General features: G+C 44.2%; 21 protein-coding genes. 10 read left to right on the top strand and 11 right to left on the bottom strand.

Features of this window, described 5'->3' with window-relative positions; all coding sequences use genetic code 11:
• The 6 genes from IM475_RS10440 to IM475_RS10415 form a co-directional block, all read right to left on the bottom strand.
• Positions 1-933, bottom strand: a 933-nt coding sequence (locus IM475_RS10440) for a DNA cytosine methyltransferase (RefSeq protein ID WP_287727494.1), incomplete at its 3' end; no start/stop codon positions are given.
• 91 nt (positions 934-1,024) lie between these two features.
• Entirely contained in the window at positions 1,025-3,136 is a 2,112-nt protein-coding gene (argZ, locus tag IM475_RS10435; RefSeq protein WP_287657477.1) for a bifunctional arginine dihydrolase/ornithine cyclodeaminase, read from the bottom strand.
• Positions 3,137-3,371: 235 nt separating this feature from the next.
• Complete coding sequence (locus IM475_RS10430) at positions 3,372-3,539, bottom strand: hypothetical protein (protein WP_287657475.1); 168 nt, start codon at positions 3,537-3,539, stop codon at positions 3,372-3,374.
• Between the two features lie 6 nt (positions 3,540-3,545).
• Positions 3,546-3,701, bottom strand: a complete 156-nt coding sequence (locus IM475_RS10425; protein ID WP_287657473.1) for a hypothetical protein — start codon at positions 3,699-3,701, stop codon at positions 3,546-3,548.
• A 55-nt stretch (positions 3,702-3,756) separates the two neighbouring features.
• Positions 3,757-4,539, bottom strand: coding sequence for a M48 family metallopeptidase (locus tag IM475_RS10420; protein ID WP_287727493.1), 783 nt, complete (start codon positions 4,537-4,539; stop codon positions 3,757-3,759).
• A gap of 63 nt (positions 4,540-4,602) precedes the next feature.
• Positions 4,603-4,887: a hypothetical protein gene (locus IM475_RS10415; RefSeq protein ID WP_287727492.1), complete on the bottom strand. Its 285-nt coding sequence runs from the start codon at positions 4,885-4,887 to the stop codon at positions 4,603-4,605.
• A gap of 303 nt (positions 4,888-5,190) precedes the next feature.
• Between IM475_RS10415 and IM475_RS10410 the strand changes: the two genes are divergently transcribed.
• Positions 5,191-5,979, top strand: coding sequence for an ECF transporter S component (locus IM475_RS10410; protein WP_287727491.1), 789 nt, complete (start codon positions 5,191-5,193; stop codon positions 5,977-5,979).
• Positions 5,980-6,075: 96 nt separating this feature from the next.
• Here IM475_RS10410 and ilvC read toward each other — a convergent pair whose 3' ends face one another.
• Positions 6,076-7,068 carry a ketol-acid reductoisomerase gene (ilvC, locus tag IM475_RS10405; protein ID WP_045361115.1) on the bottom strand — a complete coding sequence of 331 codons (993 nt, stop codon included), beginning with the start codon at positions 7,066-7,068 and terminating at the stop codon, positions 6,076-6,078.
• 506 nt (positions 7,069-7,574) lie between these two features.
• On the opposite strand from ilvC, the gene pilM reads away from it, so the two are divergent.
• From pilM to IM475_RS10385, 4 genes are all read left to right on the top strand, one after another.
• Positions 7,575-8,696 carry a type IV pilus assembly protein PilM gene (pilM, locus tag IM475_RS10400; RefSeq protein WP_287727490.1) on the top strand — a complete coding sequence of 374 codons (1,122 nt, stop codon included), beginning with the start codon at positions 7,575-7,577 and terminating at the stop codon, positions 8,694-8,696.
• A 9-nt stretch (positions 8,697-8,705) separates the two neighbouring features.
• On the top strand, positions 8,706-9,476 hold the full coding sequence (locus IM475_RS10395) for a PilN domain-containing protein (RefSeq protein ID WP_287727489.1): 771 nt from the start codon (positions 8,706-8,708) through the stop codon (positions 9,474-9,476).
• Positions 9,473-10,264: a pilus assembly protein gene (locus tag IM475_RS10390; RefSeq protein WP_287727488.1), complete on the top strand. Its 792-nt coding sequence runs from the start codon at positions 9,473-9,475 to the stop codon at positions 10,262-10,264. The genes IM475_RS10395 and IM475_RS10390 overlap by 4 nt, the downstream gene beginning before the upstream one ends.
• Before the next feature lie 73 nt (positions 10,265-10,337).
• Positions 10,338-12,461: a secretin GspD/PilQ domain-containing protein gene (locus tag IM475_RS10385; RefSeq protein ID WP_287727487.1), complete on the top strand. Its 2,124-nt coding sequence runs from the start codon at positions 10,338-10,340 to the stop codon at positions 12,459-12,461.
• A 276-nt stretch (positions 12,462-12,737) separates the two neighbouring features.
• Here the strand turns inward: IM475_RS10385 and IM475_RS10380 are convergent, their stop codons facing one another.
• Genes IM475_RS10380 through IM475_RS10370 form a run of 3 tightly spaced genes read right to left on the bottom strand, consistent with a single transcriptional unit; the run spans position 12,738 to position 14,585 of the window.
• Entirely contained in the window at positions 12,738-13,784 is a 1,047-nt protein-coding gene (locus tag IM475_RS10380; protein ID WP_287727486.1) for a S66 peptidase family protein, read from the bottom strand.
• Positions 13,785-13,823: 39 nt separating this feature from the next.
• The gene (locus tag IM475_RS10375) at positions 13,824-14,075 is read right to left on the bottom strand and encodes a hemolysin XhlA family protein (RefSeq protein WP_287727485.1); all 252 of its coding nucleotides are present in this window, start codon (positions 14,073-14,075) and stop codon (positions 13,824-13,826) included.
• Positions 14,076-14,117: 42 nt separating this feature from the next.
• The gene (locus IM475_RS10370; protein ID WP_043997632.1) at positions 14,118-14,585 is read right to left on the bottom strand and encodes a CBS domain-containing protein; all 468 of its coding nucleotides are present in this window, start codon (positions 14,583-14,585) and stop codon (positions 14,118-14,120) included.
• A 161-nt stretch (positions 14,586-14,746) separates the two neighbouring features.
• Between IM475_RS10370 and IM475_RS10365 the strand changes: the two genes are divergently transcribed.
• Together IM475_RS10365 and nadC are read left to right on the top strand one after the other, a co-directional pair.
• A complete protein-coding gene (locus tag IM475_RS10365; RefSeq protein WP_287727484.1) occupies positions 14,747-15,313 on the top strand; it encodes a Uma2 family endonuclease in 567 nt (188 codons plus the stop codon).
• A 71-nt stretch (positions 15,314-15,384) separates the two neighbouring features.
• The gene (gene nadC, locus IM475_RS10360; protein WP_287657453.1) at positions 15,385-16,233 is read left to right on the top strand and encodes a carboxylating nicotinate-nucleotide diphosphorylase; all 849 of its coding nucleotides are present in this window, start codon (positions 15,385-15,387) and stop codon (positions 16,231-16,233) included.
• A 418-nt stretch (positions 16,234-16,651) separates the two neighbouring features.
• Here the strand turns inward: nadC and IM475_RS10355 are convergent, their stop codons facing one another.
• Entirely contained in the window at positions 16,652-17,446 is a 795-nt protein-coding gene (locus tag IM475_RS10355) for an SAM hydrolase/SAM-dependent halogenase family protein (protein ID WP_287727483.1), read from the bottom strand.
• Positions 17,447-17,580: 134 nt separating this feature from the next.
• Between IM475_RS10355 and pirA the strand changes: the two genes are divergently transcribed.
• The 3 genes from pirA (at position 17,581) to IM475_RS10340 (ending at position 18,506) form a co-directional block, all read left to right on the top strand.
• On the top strand, positions 17,581-17,742 hold the full coding sequence (gene pirA / locus IM475_RS10350; protein WP_002733724.1) for an arginine synthesis PII-interacting regulator PirA: 162 nt from the start codon (positions 17,581-17,583) through the stop codon (positions 17,740-17,742).
• 151 nt (positions 17,743-17,893) lie between these two features.
• Positions 17,894-18,058, top strand: coding sequence for a DUF8624 family small hydrophobic protein (locus IM475_RS10345; RefSeq protein WP_002760035.1), 165 nt, complete (start codon positions 17,894-17,896; stop codon positions 18,056-18,058).
• Complete coding sequence (locus IM475_RS10340) at positions 18,051-18,506, top strand: GNAT family N-acetyltransferase (protein ID WP_287727481.1); 456 nt, start codon at positions 18,051-18,053, stop codon at positions 18,504-18,506. Before IM475_RS10345 ends, IM475_RS10340 begins: the two co-directional genes overlap by 8 nt.
• Positions 18,507-18,764 lie beyond the last annotated feature (258 nt).

The raw sequence follows: 18,764 nt of genomic DNA, 5'->3' as shown, positions 1-18,764 counted from the left end.
CTCGATTACAGAATTAACCACAGCAGCTACGCAGGAAATCGCTACACTATTACCCGTTAATTTTCGCATAGTTTGATAACTGCCGACAATTTGATAATCATCGGGAAAACCTTGTAAACGTAGCATTTCTCTTTCTGTTAAGCGTCTTTTCCCATCCACTAACAAATAATTATAGGATGCTCCCGCTCGCAAGGCACAGGAATAGGGATAAGCACTGACATTACCTCCTTTATTTTCGTGCCAGATAGTCGGTTCACTATAAGGTTTTTTTCCCTCTCTTTTCAGAAGGCGACTTTTTTGAATTTTTTCGGAAGCATAATAAAAATCTGAGACATTTTCCTCTAATATTTCCGTTAAACTTGTTCTAGATAAAGCTGGTTTTGGCCAGATAAAACGCCGCGCTTCTCGGAAACCAACGATAAAAATTCGTTCCCGTTTTTGCGGTAAACCAAAATGAAGCGCATTCAAAACCCGATAATCGGTATAGTAATCTAAATCTTGCAGAGTATCGAGAATAACTTCTAAGGTTTTTCCCTGTTGATGTCCCTGCAATTGCTTGACATTTTCCAGAATAAATGCTGCGGGTTGTTTGGCTTTTAAAATACGAGCAATCTCAAAAAATAGCGTGCCTCTGGTGTCTTCAAACCCCTTTAAATCACCACAAATACTAAAGGGTTGACAGGGAAATCCCGCCATTAAAATATCATGATTGGGAATATCTAGGGCAGCAATTTCGGTAATATCTCCCCGGGGTTGGTCGCCAAAATTAGCGTGATAAATTGACCGAGCATCTTTATCTATATCACAGGAAAAAACACAATCAGATTCTAAGTTTTTTTGGCGACAAACTTGTGCAATTGCCACTCGAAACCCTCCCAAACCACAAAAGAGGTCAATAAAACGAATTTTTTCTTTGTTTTTTAGAAGGTTCATTGATAGCATCTGATCGGCAGTATCGCCAATTATGGGAATAATTAAAAAAGAGACGCTTCTAGAAACGTCTCTAGAGGATTTACTTGCGGTTTTAAACCGTTTCTACCAAGGGACGGGTTAACTTATCCAACTGTTGGGTTAACAGACTCAGGAATAAACCCACATCGGTGACGATACCCACGGATTCTACGGAACCTCGATCGCTTAATTTTGTCACCACGGCCGGGTTAATATCAACACAGACCATTTTCACCCCCGCCGGTGTCATATTGCCCACACCGATGGAATGGAGCATACTAGAGAGCATGAGAATCATGTCTGCACCTTGAATTAAGCGGGAATATTCTTCCTGTGCTTTAATTAAATCCATCTCCGTATCCGGAAGCGGACCATCATCGCGAATTGAACCGGCCAAACTGAAGGGGACATTATTCTTGACGCATTCATACATTACGCCTTTTGTCAATACTCCGGCCGATACAGCTTTGGCGATGCTGCCGTGGCGACGGATGAGGTTGATAATCTTGAGGTGGTGACGATGGCCACCGCGCACGGGGATGCCTTTCTGCATATCTACCCCTAAAGAAGTACCCATGATCGCCTGTTCCATGTCGTGAACTGCGATCGCATTTCCCCCCAGTAAAGCGTGAACGTAACCATCGCGGATTAAACGGGAGAGATGTTGCGCTCCTCCAGTGTGAATGACCACCGGACCTGCCGTTACTACCACTTTACCGCCCTGGTCGCGAATTTGGCGCATTTCCCAGGCAATCTGCTCGACGGTTAACTCGACTCGGCGCTCGCTGGAAACCCCCGCACCCATAAAGGTAAATTCCTGGGTGCTGTTGCGTTGTTCCCTGGATTCCGCCTGTCGGATAGTACGGATGCCCTCAACTCCCACCATGACGCGATCGCCAGCTTTTAAATCCCGTAGCAGAGTACATTTCGCCGTTTTGCCTTCCGGACCTTCAGTGACGACGATGGCTGCATCCATGCGTTGATTTTCCACCCGCACCCATTCACAGTTAACCCGCACTTCCGTGGGATAGATGGTGCTGACATAAAAATCATCGGGAGCGACCCCATCTTGAGCGACAATGGCGGTATTGACATCACAGATTTCTTGGGGACGAGCGGCCGCACCGAGGTCGATCAATTGTACCATGATCTCCTCCATTACCTCGTGAGAGGGTGCAGAAACGCGCACTTCTGCTGAAGAGGTACTTTGGCGCTCAATCCCTAAGGTGAAGTTTAAAACCTTGAAGCTGCCCCCATTTCCCACCACAACATCGAGAGCTTTATTCATAATTCCCGCGTCGAGCAGATGACCTTCTAGCTGGAGAATGCGACTTTCAATGGTGACATTAGCGTGATGGTCTGGAATTAAGGGTTCGGTGGTACGCAGGGTTAAACATTTAGCGGCTCCTCCTGCTTTTAAGAACTCCGTCAGGGGAGTTTGTACCACTTCAAAACCTTTTGCAGCTAAGTTATGTTGTAAATCGTCACTAATTTTATTCATGACGATTACTTGACCGATATTTACTGCATTACAAGCAAAGTTAACCGCATCGGCTTCTTCAACGATAATGCGTTTTTCTTCGGGGATTTTTAACTCAATTAACCGATTAGAATAGGCATCAAAAGCATCGGGATAGTAGAGTAGATAACCACCACTAAGGGGACAAAAACAGGTATCAAGGTGATAAAAACGTTCATCGATTAAACGTAGGGATAAAACCTCGATATCGAGCCATTTAGCGATTAAAGGGTGGGAATCTAACTCGGTTCTGAAGCCATATCCTGCCCATAACCAACGTCCTTCCCGATCTAATAATGCGTCTCCTGCACCTTCAAAGGGTAAATCTTTGGGCAGTTCGTGAACTGTAAAACCGTTATCTTCAAACCACTGTTTAAAATAGGGTTCTTCTCCCTGTCTTTCTTTGTGTAAAAAGCGACTGAGAACGACTATTTTTTCCAGAACTAAACCTGCATTAGCGGTAAAAACCATGTCGGGCCAGCCTTTTTCTGGTGGGACTAAATCCACAAGCGCCCGATCTTTGAGAACATGATAAAGCTGCTGCCATTGTTGCCTAGCTTTTTCTTGGGAAGATTTGTGAATGTTGCCCTCCATCCACGGATTAATCACATAATCCACATCGTAATGATCGGGAGAACACATCAAAAAGCGAATAGTTTCAGTCATATTTTTTGACAATGAATATTCAGTATAAGTAGTCTGGAGATAAGTTTAGACCAATCTTCCATTATACTCTACTTTGCCCCAAAATATGACTAGGCCTAAGATTAGGACAATTTCCACTCTACAAGCTAAAAACAGCCTGATTCTAGCCGATAACTGACGGCTACAAGCTTAAATCATTGTAAATCCTGATATTTAAATAACCCCATAAATTTCGATTTGCGTCCATGTTCCTTAATTAAACTTTCTCGATAAGTTTGCCATTCTTTCCGTCTTCCCGATATATAATCAGCCATTTAATTGCTTCTTCGTAGGGATCAGCCCTTTTTTCGTCGAGTATCTTTTCCGCAGCAGGACGTGCATGATCGATCACCCAGTTAGGATCGACGGTAGCAGCCGCATCCATTATCCGTCAAATTAGGTGAGACTGCACATAGGAATTATCAGAAATAACTTTAATTGCATCTCTAACTAAATTTTTGTGGAGAAATATATCGATTTTAGCCTCTGTGGAACGCCCACCCCCAAACCGGTTGGGTTGACCCAAGGAAACCCAACAAAAAGTCATGAGAGCAGGGGAATAGCGATCGCCATTCGGGAGAAGAATAATGTCTGGGGGAAGTTCAGTTATTAACCGAATTAAGCTGTTTTTGCAGTGCCACAATGCGATCGCTTGTAGCTGGATGGGTGCTGAGAATTGTCGGGGTAGAACCCCCACCCCCCTGTTGTGCTAATTTTCGCATAAAGGAGATCATCGCCGTGGGTTCATAACCAGCCCTGTCCAAATTTTTTAAACCCAGTCGGTCGGCCTCTAATTCATCCTTGCGACTGTTTGGTAAACTGTAGGCGAGATTAACCGCCAATTGTACCCAAGTTTTTGTCTCTAATCCCGCCGCGCTGAGAAGTCCTTGGGCGAGGGCAGTATTGCGTAATTGGGCGATAGAATGACGACCGACGATATGGCCGATTTCATGGGCAATCACGCTGGCTAATTCGGCCTCATTATCAGCAGTTTTAATCAATCCCGTGTGTAAATAGACAAATCCGCCCATAGTAGCGAAGGCGTTAATGCTATTGTCGCGCACCACTTGAAAAGTGTAGGGAAGGTCAGGGCGATCGCTAGTTGCTGCTAATCGCTGCCCAATTTCTTGGACATATTGGTTAATTCTGGCATCTTTGGACAGTTTCACCTTACCTGATTCTAATAAACCTTGATTAATCTGCCCACCGATGGCGACTTCCTGCTGAGGGGAAATAGTGGAGAGTTGAATAACTTGCACACCCCGAAAAAGTAAATCCATCCACGAGAGTGCGAAACTGGTTTGGGGATTGATAACCCCGATACTCAGGCTGAGCAGCAGAGAAATTATTGTTAATAGCCAAAAACGGGAGAAAATAAGGCGCATAGACGATTCGATCCCATAAAAACCTCATTCCCATTCTAGACAGTCCCTATCACCCTTTGTCTGTTACTGTCCCCGATTGGTTTGATAGACGTAAAAGTTAAATAAATCGAATAAACTGCCAACAAAAGCAAAAGTAACAGCGATGGTTAACATTCCTTGTAGGGGATAACCGCCACCAAAAATGGTTAAAAATTGCAGGATTTGGCTAAAACCCGCCTGACAAACCCAAGTAAAGCCGGGGACGTGACTGGTGGCGAATAAAGCAGTTAAAATTGAACCCACCAGGAGGACGGGGGCAACAAAACTTAATAGGGTGGAAAATAGCAGAGAACGGAGCAAAGTAAGCATGGGTGCTGATCTCCAGAGAATTGGGGGGCGATTGAACGGGAATAAGAATTTATACTCGCTCCCCTCTAGGATATACGTTCATCTCCGATAGGGACGGTTTTTTAAAAAATCTTAAAATATCATTAAGATTCTTGGTTAAGAAAAATATGGCAGAGGAAGTCCCCACAGGAGCGTACACCGGTAGGGATGCAGCGACTGCCTCCTTTCCGCTTGCTCAAATCCTCTGCTATAACGTTGGTCATTAACTGCCCGAAGCACATAAAACCAGAGGATGATAGAAAAGTTAGAATTACCCTTGCAACTATGACCCTAGATATTATCCCCGAAGGGGAAGAACGCAAAGTGGAAGCTGTCAGTAGTGCCGCTATTGATGGTGCGCCGATCGCCTATATTGTCGTCTTAGCGGCCATTGTCACTACCCTTTCTTTTATTCCCTTCTCCATTGTCCTCGCTTCTGGCGGTAGTATGCCCCTCAGTCAAGCAGTTTTTCCCCTTTTGGGTTGGTTACTCGGCCCGATCGCTGGAGCGATCGCTAGTGGCATTGGGGCCTTAATTGGGACTTTCCTTGCCCCCTACACGGCAGGAATTCCCGCTATTTCGGTCTTTGGGGCGATTTTGTCCAGTTTTGTGGCAGGAACGATGGTTTTAGGCAAAAAACGCCGTTATTGGTGGTTAGGATTGACGTTAATTTTTCTGATTCCCCTATTCATCTACGCTAACCGGGCGATCGGACTGAACGGCATTTCGCCACAAGTCTTTATTGCTGGCGCTTTCGTCGATTGGTCGGCTTTGGTATTATTTATCTTACCAACCCGGACTCTTTTTCCTCATTGGATCAAAGGTAGCAATTTAGCCCTAGTAGCGGCGGGAATTTTTGGGGGTACCTGGACCGCCAGCGGCCTCTCCCATTTAGGAGCCGTCGCCATTACCTACTCGATTTTTAACTGGCCAGAAGAAGTCTGGATCGCTTTAATTCCGATCGTTCCCATAGAAAATCTGATTCGTTCCCTCGTCGGTATGGTGATCGGTTGTGGTGTCATTGCCGGTTTACGGGCGATCGGTCTAGTCAAATCACGGGAGGCGATCTACTAAAATGAAAGTTTTCCTTTTGGGGAGTGGGGAGTAGGGACGGACGCAAGGGCAAGAATTGCCTGGTTGCGTCCAACCCCCCACCGAAAAAAAAGAGAACTAGCGTTTTAGCCAACTCATCATCGCCCGCAGATCTTGGCCGACTTCTTCGATCGAATGTTCTGCTTCTTGACGACGCATAGCGGTGAACCCCGGTTTACCTGCTTGATTTTCGAGGACAAACTCTCTGGCGAATTGTCCCGATTGAATTTCCCGGAGGATTTTCCGCATTTCGGCCTTAGTCGCTTCCGTCACCACCCGCGGACCGCGAGTATAGTCACCGTACTCGGCTGTATTGGAAATACTATCGCGCATTTTCGCTAAACCGCCCTCGACGATCAGATCGACGATCAGTTTTACCTCGTGTAAACACTCAAAATAGGCTAATTCGGGCTGATAACCAGCTTCTACGAGGGTTTCAAAGCCAGCTTTAATTAAAGCGCTTAAACCGCCGCATAATACTGCTTGTTCGCCAAAAAGGTCGGTTTCTGTCTCCTCGCGGAAAGTGGTTTCCAAAACCCCGGCCCGAGTGCCACCGATACCTTTAGCGTAGGCCATCGCCCGATCGCGTGCTTGGCCAGTAGCATCTTGATAGACGGCGAATAAACAGGGGACTCCTTGACCTTGTTCGTAGGTGCGACGGACGAGATGGCCCGGTCCTTTGGGGGCGACCATCACCACATCGACATTATCTGGGGGAACCACTTGACCAAAATGAATATTAAAGCCGTGGGCAAAAGATAACACCTTGCCTGCGCTTAAATTCGGGGCAATTTCGTTGATATAAATCGTTTTCTGCACTTCATCCGGTAAGAGGATCATGATCCAGTCGGCAATTTTAGCGGCTTCGGCCACATCATAAACCGGAATACCGGCTTCTTTGGCTTTGATGGCCGATTTACTGCCGGGATATAGACCAACAATCACATTAACGCCACTATCCTTGAGATTTAATGCGTGGGCATGACCCTGGGAACCATAACCAATAATAGCGATCGTTTTTCCCGCTAATAAATCTAAATTGGCATCCTCATCATAGTACATTCGTGCCATCGAAATCGCTCCTTAACTTCTTTTGTCACTGTGCAAACTCCTAATTATAGGGGAAAATCACGCCCGTCAGAAGCATTTGAGCGCCGGTTTCCCAGAGTCAAGAAAAAATAGTGCCTAGAAAAATTGAAATTTTCTTGAGATATTTGGGTAATCTAACTAACGAAGGCGAATTTTTCCGGAGTAGGAAACGAGATGGAGCGGTTAACTAGGTTTTTTGTCTAGACTTGGTTCTTTCACCAAAATTGATTACAATATCATCATCAATAGGTGCTTCCTCTCCCCTCACCCAGTCAAGATTAACCTCGATCTGAACACAGATAATCGGGTTAGTGTTCAGTGCCGAAATAGCTTCTCTCCTTCTCGATTTTTACCTTTTCTGGGTAATTTACCCAGTCAGGATCGTTTATAGACTAATTTACTGCCTTGATCGAGACTAGATAAAATCAGGTCAAAAAATTATTGGCTTTGTTAATCACTAATTCCCTTAGAGCTGCCCCAGAAAATCTATGGTAAGTTTTTTTAAGAAGCTATTGACAAAAAAAACTCAAGGTATTGGGTTAGAGATTACCCCAGAGCGCCTTAATGTGGTTCAGATCGCCAAACAGAAACAAAATTATAAATTAGTTAAATATTGTTCGTCGGATATCCCAGAAGGCATCTTTGAGGAGGGAAAAATCGTCGATCCCGTCGCTTTAGCGGAATTAATCCAAGAAGTCCTCAAGGAAAATAAAATTACTAGCAAACGAGTCGCTACTGCTGTCCCCATGCGCGAGTCAATTATCCGGATTATCGCCATTCCCTCGGAATTGGACGAGGAGGAATTGCGCGATCTGGTCTTAAATCATGAAGCTAATTTATACCTTCCCTATCCGCGCGAGGAAGTGGATATCGACTACCAAAAACTGGGCTACTTTGAGGATGAAGACGGCATCGAAAAGGTGCAGGTTTTGCTGGTAGCTACTCGTCGGGAGATCACCGATTCCTATATGGAAACCCTGCAACGGGCAGGATTACAGGTAGATGTACTAGAAATTAATAGTTTTGCCCTAATTCGGACGATTCGCGATCAGTTGCGACAGTTTAGTTCCAATGAAGCTACCGTTATTGTCGATATAGAATTTGATAACACGGAAATTGCCATCGTGGTGGACGGCGTTCCCCAATTTTCCCGCACTGTCCCCATCGGCACTTTCCAGTTACAAAATGCCATTTCCAGGGCGATGAATTTGCCCAGTTCCCGCAGTCCTGAGATTCTTTTGGGGATGACAATCCCGACTACTGCCTTTGATAGTCTTGGCACCAATACTAGTGCTTCCAGAACCTTTACTACCGCCGGGATGGCGGCACTGATGCGGGTTTTAGGGGAATTAACCGATGAATTGCGGCGATCAATTAATTTCTATCTTAACCAAACTGATGAACTGGAAATGGAAATTGTCCAGTTACTTTTAGCAGGTCCCGGGGGCGGTTTAGCGCAACTAGACGAATATTTTACTCAACGTCTCAGCATCCCTACCATGCCCATCGATCCGATCGCAGCCCTGAACTTAGATATCAATCAAGAGATTCCTAATACCCAAAGACCGGGATTAGGAACAGTTCTCGGTTTAGGATTGCGGGAGGTATAGACAAAAATTATGTATAGTCTTGACGTTAATTTTCTCAAAGATCGCCATCTTAACCGAACAGTCCAAACAACCTCTAACTTCGAGATTTCCACCGTTATTAACCTGAGTAAACAAGTACCCCTGTTCATCGGTGGGGGAGTGGGGGCCGGATTATTGGCACTGACGGTATTACTCGGTGTAACCGTCGGTTGGAAAACTGGCGCAACTCAGGCCAAAATTCAGCAACTGGACGGGGAATTAGGTCAAGTACAAGTCGAAAGTAAAAAACTAGAAGACATCAGAGGGGAACTAAAAGCGGTAGAAGCAAAAAATAAAGCTCTGGTGGGTGTATTCAATCAGATTAGGCCTTGGTCAGCCCTTCTCCAAGAAATTCGCCAACAAACTCCTCCTAGTGTGCAGTTAAATAGTGTGCAACAGGTGGAGGTTCCCGCAAACCCCAATCAAGGGCAACCCAATCCGGCTACTCGCTTAAAAATCAGTGGTTTTGCCAGTAATTACGAAGTAGTCAATGATTATCTCTTAACCCTACAAGCTTCTCCTTTTTTAGAGGGGAAGAAAACGGTGATCGAAAGTGCTGCCCTGGCCGATTTACCCGTAGAGGTGGCTAATCAGTACAAAAATATTAATATTACTTTCCCCCAAGTGGTTCAATTTGTGATCACCGCCCAATTAAGTGATACTCCCGCTACTCAACAACTGCCCAATCTCGCCAGGAATGGCGCGATCGGAGTTGTTACTAGGATTAATACTCTCAAAAGCCAAGGAGCTATTCAACCATGACCTTTAACGAAGAATTTGAGAAGCTGAAATTAGAGGAATTTGAGGAGTATCCTATCGCTTTCGGGATAACTTTTACCCCCCGTAATAGTGGCATCGCTGCCGCTGTGGTAGGTTTACTTGGCTCCCTCTATCTGCTTTTTAACTGGGTGATGCCCGCTTATAATACCTGGCAGCAACTGCAAACCGATGCAGCCAACAAAAAACAACTGCTAGATCAACAAAAAAGCCGTCTCGAATTTTCAGAATTCCAAAAAATCGAGAGTCAGTTACAACAACAAAAAGCTATTGAACAGAAAATTCTCTCGCTTTTTGCTAAAGAAAGGGACTTAAGCACTATTCTCTTAGATGTTAGTAATATCTTTAAGTCTCGCGATGTTAAGCTGGTTAGTTTTCAACCCCAAGGACTAGAACCAGTGGTGGTCTCCGATGGTTCCCTCGGTAGTGAGGTTAATAATAAGCTCAAACGTCAAACTTTTAACGTCAAGATGGAAGGGAACTATGCTAAAACTCAAGAGGTTATTCGGGATTTAGAAAGATTACAGCCGCTCATTTTGCTGAACAGTCTCAATACCCAGATGGAAAAGCAAGGATCGACGGTTAAAGTGCTTAGTACCGGCAAAAATAAAGCCACTATTGTTACCCAAGGCGATAAACCCGTGACTACCACCTTTCTTCTCGATGTGATTATTCCTCTCAGTGCCGAAGAATTAGCGAAATTAGCAGCACCACCCCCCGCCGAAGGTCAACCCCCCGCCAAAGGTCAACCTCCTGCTAGTCCGCCCCAATAATAGTCTTCAATCCGGTGTGAGTATTGCCTTTTTTGTCCGTTGAATCGCGTAATTGTTGAGGAGTGAAGTTAAAGTGAATCTGTCCCGTTATGTCCTGTTTATCCCGCAAATTGCCTCGTTTTTATTGATGGCTCCCCTGAGCGTCTTGGCCGAAACCCCCATTTCCTTCCATGGTTCAGAGTTAAAATCCGGTACATCAAAAATTGAATTTTGGCAAGAGTTTAGTAAAGAAAATTTACAAAAGTCGCCAAATCAGCTTGTCCCTTCCAGCGCGGCCGTAGAAAAGGAAATCAGCATTTTAGCCAGTGAAAAACTGCTCGCCCAAAGTGCGCCCATGGTTCCCAACCCCGAAATTATCATTCAAGGCGTACCCCAAGCCCCAGGCGCTCCCACCCTACCCCGGGCCGTCGCCCCACCAGTGGGAGATATTGCCATCTCTAACATCGATGCTAGTGCCGAAAAGGTCAAATTCGATATTAATAAGATTTTACCTCGTGTTTTACTCCGGGAAGCTTCCGCTAGAGAAGTGTTAATGACCCTTGCTTACTATGCCGGTTATAACGTCGTTTTCACCAGCGCCCAGGGGGAAACTAACGCCACCTCTCAGACAGTTTCCTTGGAATTTACTAACGAATCGGTGGAAAACATTTTTAACGCCGTCTTATTAATTTCTGGACTCCAGGCCAACCGTCAGGGTAAAACCATCTTTGTCGGAGCGCAATTACCCCAGGGCGCTCGTAATCTGATTAGCCGCACCCTGCGTCTCAATCAAGTTAAAGCCGTTGGTGCCGCCACTTTCCTCGCCACCCAAGGGGCAGAATACCAGCGTTTAGTTACCAAAACCGAGGATATCGTCGATCCCCTCACTGGACGAGTCATCGGTCGCCGGGATATTCCTCCCACCCTAGAGGCACTGGAACCCCAAAACACAGAAGGCTCAAAAGCGGCCCTACTTTTAACTGGTTTAAGAATTGCCGCCGATGATCGCCTTAATTCTATCAATTTAATCGGCGAACCCCGGCAAGTCCAGATCGCCACCTCTTTATTAACCCAACTAGATGCCCGTCGCCGTCAGGTGGTGGTTAATGTCAAAGTTATCGATGTTAACCTGATCAATACCGACAGTTTTAGCAGTAGTTTTTCCTTCGGTTTTAACGATGGTTTCTTCGTTCAGGATAACGGGGCGGCAGTGCTGAACTTTGGTAACATGAACCCACCTAGTAGCTCAACTGTATCCAAACCGGGGGCTTTCGCACAGCCTGTTGTGCCGATTTTCGATATCATATCGGGTACGGGGACAGCAGAAATTCAACCTTTTCTTGACATTCAGAATGCACCCTTTAGCAATATTGTCCAAGGTTTTAATCAATTTAGCCAAAGTATAAGTCCTTACACCCGCCCCAGCTTTGGCCGCTTTAATAACCCTTTTCAGCCCGGATTGAGTGAATTTACACCAGGCGAGCCAGCCACGTTCAATCCCATCACCGGAGTCACTACACCTGCTAAACCAGATGTCTTCACCTACGAACCCCCGACCCTATTTCAATATCCCCAAAAATTCCTGATGACCCTGCAAGCGTCAATTCAGACAGGAAATGCCAAGATTCTCACCGATCCCTCCCTGGTGGTGCAGGAAGGTCAACAGGCCACCGTTAAGCTAACTCAGAAAGTTTTAGAAAGTGTGCAGACGGAAGTGGATCCGCTCAGTGGGGTGCGGACTATCACTCCTGTGTTGGCTGATGCGGGCTTAACTTTAGCGGTAAACGTCGATCAGGTGGATGATAACGGCTTTATTTCCCTCTCCGTTAGCCCTACCGTGGCTTCTCCCGGTCCGCCAATTGAATTTAACAGTGGTGGTATCAACTCTGGTAACACCCTTACCCCTCTGATTCGTCGGGAATTAACTTCTGGTTTAGTTCGCCTCCGGGATGGACAGAGTTTAATTCTTTCTGGGATTATCCAAGAAACACAACAAAGTTCTGAGACGAAAGTGCCGATTTTAGGCGATATTCCCATTTTAGGGGCTTTATTCCGCAGTCGTACCAATAGTAATAGTCGCAGTGAGGTGATTATTCTCCTCACCCCCAAAATCATCGAAGATACAGCCACTTCTACCCTCGGTATCAACTATCAACCGGGCCAAGATGCGGCGGAAGTGTTGCAGCGTCAAGGGTTCCCCGTACAACCGCGACAGTAATCAGCTTTTTCAGTTATCAGTTAAGTAGTCGTGCAAAATTAATTTCCTAGTGAAGATAGGCAAGAGGCAAGAGACAAGAGGCAAGAGGTGGTTAGATATGTGTAATTAATTTTGCTTAGGTACTTATCAGTAATCAGTAATCAGTTTCTGAAGCTTTTGCCTCTTGCATGAGTGCCTCTCCTCATAACTAGCCTATACTCAACGGATTTAGTGTAACTTCGCCAGTCTAAATATTCCTTTATCAGTTAAAAAAGGGAATAGCAACAGTCAGCTATTTTAGGGTTTACTAACCGCCGATTCTAACATGGTAATTGTTCCCCGATTAGCATCAAATTCTACCTCAATACCAATAGCCATAGTCTCGATAATCTCCAAATGTCCGATAGTTAATCCTAGACAAGCGGGAATTTTTAAGGGTTGAATATATTCTCGGATCACTTCTTCTAAAGTCAGGGAACCATAGTCACTATCAGCACTACAATTGCTACATTGACCGAAGATAAATCCAGCTAAATTATCGAAAATTCCCGCTAATTTTAATTGATTTAACAGTCGATCAATTTCATAAACATCTTCACCAATATCTTCTAAAAATAAGATAGCTCCGTTAAAATCTGGTAGATAGGGAGAACCTGCGATCGAGGCTAAAGTGGTCAAATTACCACCGATTAATTTACCTTTTGCTTGACCTTTAGTAATAGTTTGGATGCGGTTTTTTACCTGCATTAAACGATTAGCATCATCGGGATCGGGAAGATTTCTAAAAGTCAACTTTTCCCCAGAAAATAAAACTTGTCGAAAGCTTTCAGTTTGAGCAGTGCGCCAACTAGAAAAGCCATTGGGAGCATGGAAAGTAACTAAACCAGTTTTGGCATAAATAGCTAATAATAAAGAAGTTATATCACTAAAACCACAGATAATTTTCGGATGACGATGAATTAAATCGTAGTCGAGATAAGGTAATAAACGAGCGCTTCCCCAACCGCCACGAATTGGTAAAATTAAGGCAATAGTATCATCGGCAAAAAATTGATTTATATCCGACGCTCGCTCGCCATCTTTACCGGCTAGATAACCATAACGATCTAAAGCGTATTGACCAACTTTTGGGACTAATTTTAGGGCTTTAACTGCTTCGATAACTATATTTAAATCATCTTCTTTAAAAGTTGCCCCCGCCGGACTAATAATACCCACTCCGTCCCCTGGTTGTAGATGTGGCGGTTTAATTAGAGGAAAATTATTACTAATAACTTTTCTAGGAATTAGGGAAAAACTAACAGCAGTTAGGGCGGAATTAGTGAGAAATTGACGGCGCTTCATCCTGATAGTTTTTAGAGAAATTGCAAGGGAAATAAGAATTTAGGGATTACTGCTCAGAAAAAAAGTTTTCACAATTGCCCCAGCTAAGAGGACAATTAATGCCCAAACCTGATATTTTTGGTTTCCTTCTAATGAGTTTAGTCGATTTTCCATTCCCTCAACTTTCCCCGTTAACACCGCTTGTCCTACCTTTAAATCCGTCACATCTTTTTGTAACGAATCGATTTTTCCCTCAATCCGCATCAAGATAGTTTCTAGGGAATAAGTAACCGTTTCCTGAGATTGATTCATTTGTTCAAGATCTTTTAGTTAATTGTTGCCTTAGAAAAACAATTATGCTTCCGATTTTGCCATATCGCGAATGATATCGCCGCGAGTGATAATACCGATTACTTTGTGGGTTTCTTCCTCAATTACCGGTAAACGACGCACATGACGATCGTACATTAACGAGGCCGCTTCTTTCAAAGGGCGATCAGCCGTGATACTAATAGGTTTATCGGTCATTACCTCCCCCACGGTTTGACCGAGAGCTTTATGGAGTAATTTCTCGTGACGGCTAGGATTTTGTAGATAGATGACGCTATCGAGGAGCATAATGTAAGGAGGAGCTTCTACTCCCGTTTCCTGCCACATAAGGTCAGTTTCGGAGATAACCCCAATCAGTCGCATCTTGTCATCCACCACGGGTAAACCACTAAACCGCTTTTCGGCCAAAATCTTCACTGCTTCCGACAGAGAAGTGTTAGCGGTGACGGTGATGGGATTGGGAGTCATGATATCGGCAATTGTTTTTGTCATCTTAGCGACCTGCGATAATAATGCTTTCTCTCTCCATCTTATCATTAGGGTAATCAGTCACCGCTTAATTATGACTATTCTTCAATCTTCGGGCGAGAAAATGCTATAACATAAAAAGGAAATGGGATATTAATTTAGTTAGTTGACAAGGAAAAATAAAAATGATCGCTCAACCTCAATACCCAGAAAGAATGACCCCGGAAGAGTATCTAGAATGGGAAGCTACCCAGGAATTGCGCCATGAATACATTGATGGGGAAATTATCGCCATGACTGGGGGTAGTCTGCCCCATAATGATATTACCTTGAATTTTTACAGAACTTTATATTCTCATCTCCGTCCGCGAGGCTGTCGGGTGAATGTATCTGATGCAAAAGTACAAGCTAATAATAGTCGTTATTTTTATCCCGATTTGGTGATTAGTTGCGATTTTAGGGATAGAGAATCTCGTAATTTTATTCAACATCCACAAGTGATTATTGAAGTGCTTTCCCCTAGCACAGGAAACTATGATCGCACTAAAAAGTTACAATATTATCGTCAGATTCCCAGTTTACAAGAATACGTTTTAGTCGATCCCGAATCGATCAGTGTTGAGGTTTATCGTCGCGGTGAAGATAAAATTTGGTTTTACTGCGCTTATAGTCAGGGGGAAGAAATTATTCTATCTAGTCTCGATTTTCACTGTGCGATCGAGTTAATCTATGAAGGGATAAGTTTCAATTAAAGAAAGTTTACAAAAAGGTCAAACATTCCTAGACTTAAAATAAATACGTCCCGATTTTTTCGATAAATTCTATGTTACCGCCCCTATTAGTTCTTGATCCCTTGTTAGAAAACTGGTTACGAGAAGATCTCGGTAGAGGCGATCGCACCACCCAAGCAATTTTCTTCGGTCATGCTAAAATCGGTCAAGCTACTTGGATTGCCAAGGAAGCGGGAGTTATTGCTGGTTTACCCGTAGCTGAACGAGTTTTTCAACTGCTTAACCCCACTATTCACTTTACCCCCACCGTTGCCGAAGGAGAATTCTGCCCCAAGTCTAAAGTTATTGCCGAGATAGAAGGTTCCTTCGATGCGCTGTTAATCGGGGAAAGAGTCGCTTTAAATCTTGCCATGCGTTTGAGTGGGATTGCTACTGCCACTCGTCAGTATGTGGAGAAAATTGCCGATTTATCGACAAGGTTGGTCGATACTCGCAAAACTACCCCCGGATTACGAATTTTAGAAAAATATGCCTCCGGGATCGGTGGCGCTATTAACCATCGTTTGGGGTTAGATGATGCAATTATGATTAAAGATAATCATATTCAAGCTGCCGGCAGCATCGAGGAAGCAGTGCGTCGTGTACGGCAAAATATGCCCTATCCTCTCACAATTGAGGTAGAAACCAGCCAATTAGAAGAAGTGAATCAGGCCCTGCAGCAGCAAGTAGAGATCATTATGTTAGATAATATGGATTTAGAGATGATGCAAACTGCTGTGGAGATGATCCGCAATTTTAATAGTAAAACCAAAATAGAAGCATCGGGAAATATTACCCTCGATCGCATTCGCAACGTTGCCGAAACAGGAGTAGATTATATTTCCACTAGCGCCCCAATTACCCGTTCTACTTGGTTAGATATTAGTATGAGAATTGATTAAAACGCTATATCAGTTATCAGTTATCAGTTATCAGTGGGGGGTGGGAATGATGAATGATGAATGATGAATTGGGGAGAATAAATAAAAATAATGGCTCTCCTAGACTGGTTATAGCAAATTAGTAGTTTAAATGAGCCTAACCCCTTAAATAGGCTGGAATCCAACCAAGCAAAAAGCTTTTTTTATTAAAATTGCTTTTTTGAATTCTGGTGAACTTTACTTGGCAAGGCTTGCGTGGATTATTTTCTGCTAAAATATCATAAGATCATTTTTCAAAAGTAATGACAGACTTAGTTGATCATTTCAAAGCGCAATCCCTCTCGGAGAAAGGAATTGCACTTTCAGATGTTAGTCACGACTATTGAAAATTGGTATAACTCCTCTGGAAGAGCCAAAATAATCTCCCGTCTCCTGTCTCCTAACCCCTGTCTATTGTAACCTCGATCGCATCGCCAATATTTAGGTGTAATTGCCTTTGGGCGCTACCACTATTGACAGCAATTTCTAACCCCCCGTGACTACCGATAAAAGCGACTATTTCCCCCGAAGGAACATCACTGTAGGTGTTTTTTGCGGGGATAATTTTTGGTCCCAACTGCACTGACCAATTTTTTCCTTCTAGGAGATAATTGGGGATATTGCTGATTAAATTGCCGAAAATGTCAATATATTGAATTTGACCCCTAATTTTATCTTCCTCGATCTGGGGAACAGCGATCGCTAATTGTTGCAAGCTATCGGGATCAATAATCTCACCTAACATTTCTAGGGGTACTCCCCGGGACAAATAAGCGGCCACAGGAGCAAAAATATCACGACCGTGAAAAGTAGTGCTAGGGTTAGGGGTGCGCCAATAGGAAGAATTATTGAGATTAACGGCGGATATAGCGGGAGATTGGCTTAAAATGCCACTAAATAAACCATTATCTGGACCAACTAAATAACCACTGGCAAAACGAATCCCTACCCCGCGTCTTTTGCTTCCTACCCCCGGATCTATGACTGCCAGATGAATAGTGCCTTGGGGAAAATATTGATAGGCATTCAGGAGGATAAAACGACCAGCGTAAAGGTCTTGGGGCGAAATTTGATGATTAAGATCGATCGTGCGAGCATGGGGGGCAATTCCCGCGATTACTCCCTTGATCATGCCCACATAACCGTCCTGTAGTCCAAAATCGCTAGTAAGGGTTATTAGTGCCTGTTCCGTCATCGACTTGTCCCTAGGGTGGCCAATGGCTTTAATAAATCTTAACGCCAAATTCAGTAACTAAAGATACAGTTTACCAAGGAGAATGTTATGATTTAGATATAAGGTAAGTTAAGTCGCTCAAAAGTCTGTCCATCATGAACAAAAATCGTCAGCAAGTCCTAACACAGGCCACCGTCGCTCATAGAGAAACACTTCGCAGAAATTTGCAACACCGACTGGAAGTAGCTAGAGCGCAGGGAAATGAAGCTTTAGTGCGTCAATTAGAAGCAGAGGCGGCCTATTTGCACCTTCGTTAGATTTAATCGGTGTTTAGTCATAGTCTAGTTGTCGGTTTCTAGTGATCGGTATGCCGGTCACTTTTTTTTGGGCGAATTTTTTTTTAATTGCTGATATCTTAACTGGCAATCCCTAAAATAGAAAGAACAGCAGTTTAGAGATCAAATAATTATGGCTTTTTTTCGGCAATATATCGCTCCCCTCCTGACTATCTTCGTGTTTTTAGTGGCTCTGGTTGCCACTGGCATCCGGATTTTTTTACCGGCAGATTTAGCGGCACCCGCTCCGATCGAGCCATCCCTGGGCATAATTTTCTCTTATCCTTGGCATGGCTAACCTTCCCGAAGATTATCGGCTGCGACTGGGAAAAACTGGCGATCGCTATCTACTAATTAATTTTCTCACCCGCACCTATGAAGAATTTTTTCCCGAACAAAAAAACCTCTCCCATCTAGCTGATACAGTCAGACAGTTTTTTTGCCTCGATACTCCCCTGTGGATCGTTGAAGGACAACAAACGGCGATCGCTTGTCTCTGGATGGGGAGCGCCGTCGATCAGGTGACAGGCGATCGCTATGGTCATATTTTTCTAATTTACGTCGATCCCCAGCATCGTCGCCAAGGTATCGCCAGCGCACTAATCGATCGAGCTAAGGATTGGGCAAAAAGTCGCGGACAAACCCGCATCGGTTTACAAGTCTTCATCAATAACGACAATGCTCTCACTCTCTACCAAAATCTCGGCTTTCAAACTCGCTCTTTGCTGATGTTGAAAAATATTTAGAAACTGTCAGGAGACAGGAGATAGGGTTTTCGGGTTTTGGGGTGATAGGGTTTTCGGGTTTTGGGGTTTTGGGGTTTTAGTTCAATTTCCCCACTTCCCCCCGCAAAGCGCATGAAGTGGTCTCCCCACCTCCCCAATTCATAATTGATAATTCATAATTCCCACTCCCCCACACCCCACTTCCCCAATTCATAATTCATAATTGATAATTGATAATTCATAATTCCCACTCCCCCACTTCCCCACCTCCCCAATTCA

The organism is Microcystis sp. M061S2 (genome assembly GCF_020245605.1).
Lineage (GTDB): Bacteria > Cyanobacteriota > Cyanobacteriia > Cyanobacteriales > Microcystaceae > Microcystis.
Note: the sequence above shows the minus strand (reverse complement) of the source record. Positions and strands in the feature narration are given on the sequence as shown.

Excerpts from the sequence above, each read along its gene's own strand:
- IM475_RS10410 (WP_287727491.1), top strand. The coding sequence starts at position 5,191 with ATGACCCTAGATATTATCCCCGAAGGGGAAGAACGCAAAGTGGAAGCT.
- IM475_RS10345 (WP_002760035.1), top strand. The coding sequence starts at position 17,894 with ATGGCTTTTTTTCGGCAATATATCGCTCCCCTCCTGACTATCTTCGTG.
- argZ (WP_287657477.1), bottom strand. The coding sequence starts at position 3,136 with ATGACTGAAACTATTCGCTTTTTGATGTGTTCTCCCGATCATTACGAT.
- pilM (WP_287727490.1), top strand. The coding sequence starts at position 7,575 with ATGGTAAGTTTTTTTAAGAAGCTATTGACAAAAAAAACTCAAGGTATT.
- ilvC (WP_045361115.1), bottom strand. The coding sequence starts at position 7,068 with ATGGCACGAATGTACTATGATGAGGATGCCAATTTAGATTTATTAGCG.
- pirA (WP_002733724.1), top strand. The coding sequence starts at position 17,581 with ATGAACAAAAATCGTCAGCAAGTCCTAACACAGGCCACCGTCGCTCAT.
- IM475_RS10380 (WP_287727486.1), bottom strand. The coding sequence starts at position 13,784 with ATGAAGCGCCGTCAATTTCTCACTAATTCCGCCCTAACTGCTGTTAGT.
- IM475_RS10365 (WP_287727484.1), top strand. The coding sequence starts at position 14,747 with ATGATCGCTCAACCTCAATACCCAGAAAGAATGACCCCGGAAGAGTAT.
- IM475_RS10395 (WP_287727489.1), top strand. The coding sequence starts at position 8,706 with ATGTATAGTCTTGACGTTAATTTTCTCAAAGATCGCCATCTTAACCGA.
- IM475_RS10375 (WP_287727485.1), bottom strand. The coding sequence starts at position 14,075 with ATGAATCAATCTCAGGAAACGGTTACTTATTCCCTAGAAACTATCTTG.
- IM475_RS10425 (WP_287657473.1), bottom strand. The coding sequence starts at position 3,701 with ATGACTTTTTGTTGGGTTTCCTTGGGTCAACCCAACCGGTTTGGGGGT.
- IM475_RS10390 (WP_287727488.1), top strand. The coding sequence starts at position 9,473 with ATGACCTTTAACGAAGAATTTGAGAAGCTGAAATTAGAGGAATTTGAG.
- IM475_RS10370 (WP_043997632.1), bottom strand. The coding sequence starts at position 14,585 with ATGACAAAAACAATTGCCGATATCATGACTCCCAATCCCATCACCGTC.
- IM475_RS10340 (WP_287727481.1), top strand. The coding sequence starts at position 18,051 with ATGGCTAACCTTCCCGAAGATTATCGGCTGCGACTGGGAAAAACTGGC.
- IM475_RS10355 (WP_287727483.1), bottom strand. The coding sequence starts at position 17,446 with ATGACGGAACAGGCACTAATAACCCTTACTAGCGATTTTGGACTACAG.
- IM475_RS10430 (WP_287657475.1), bottom strand. The coding sequence starts at position 3,539 with ATGGATGCGGCTGCTACCGTCGATCCTAACTGGGTGATCGATCATGCA.
- nadC (WP_287657453.1), top strand. The coding sequence starts at position 15,385 with ATGTTACCGCCCCTATTAGTTCTTGATCCCTTGTTAGAAAACTGGTTA.
- IM475_RS10415 (WP_287727492.1), bottom strand. The coding sequence starts at position 4,887 with ATGCTTACTTTGCTCCGTTCTCTGCTATTTTCCACCCTATTAAGTTTT.
- IM475_RS10420 (WP_287727493.1), bottom strand. The coding sequence starts at position 4,539 with ATGCGCCTTATTTTCTCCCGTTTTTGGCTATTAACAATAATTTCTCTG.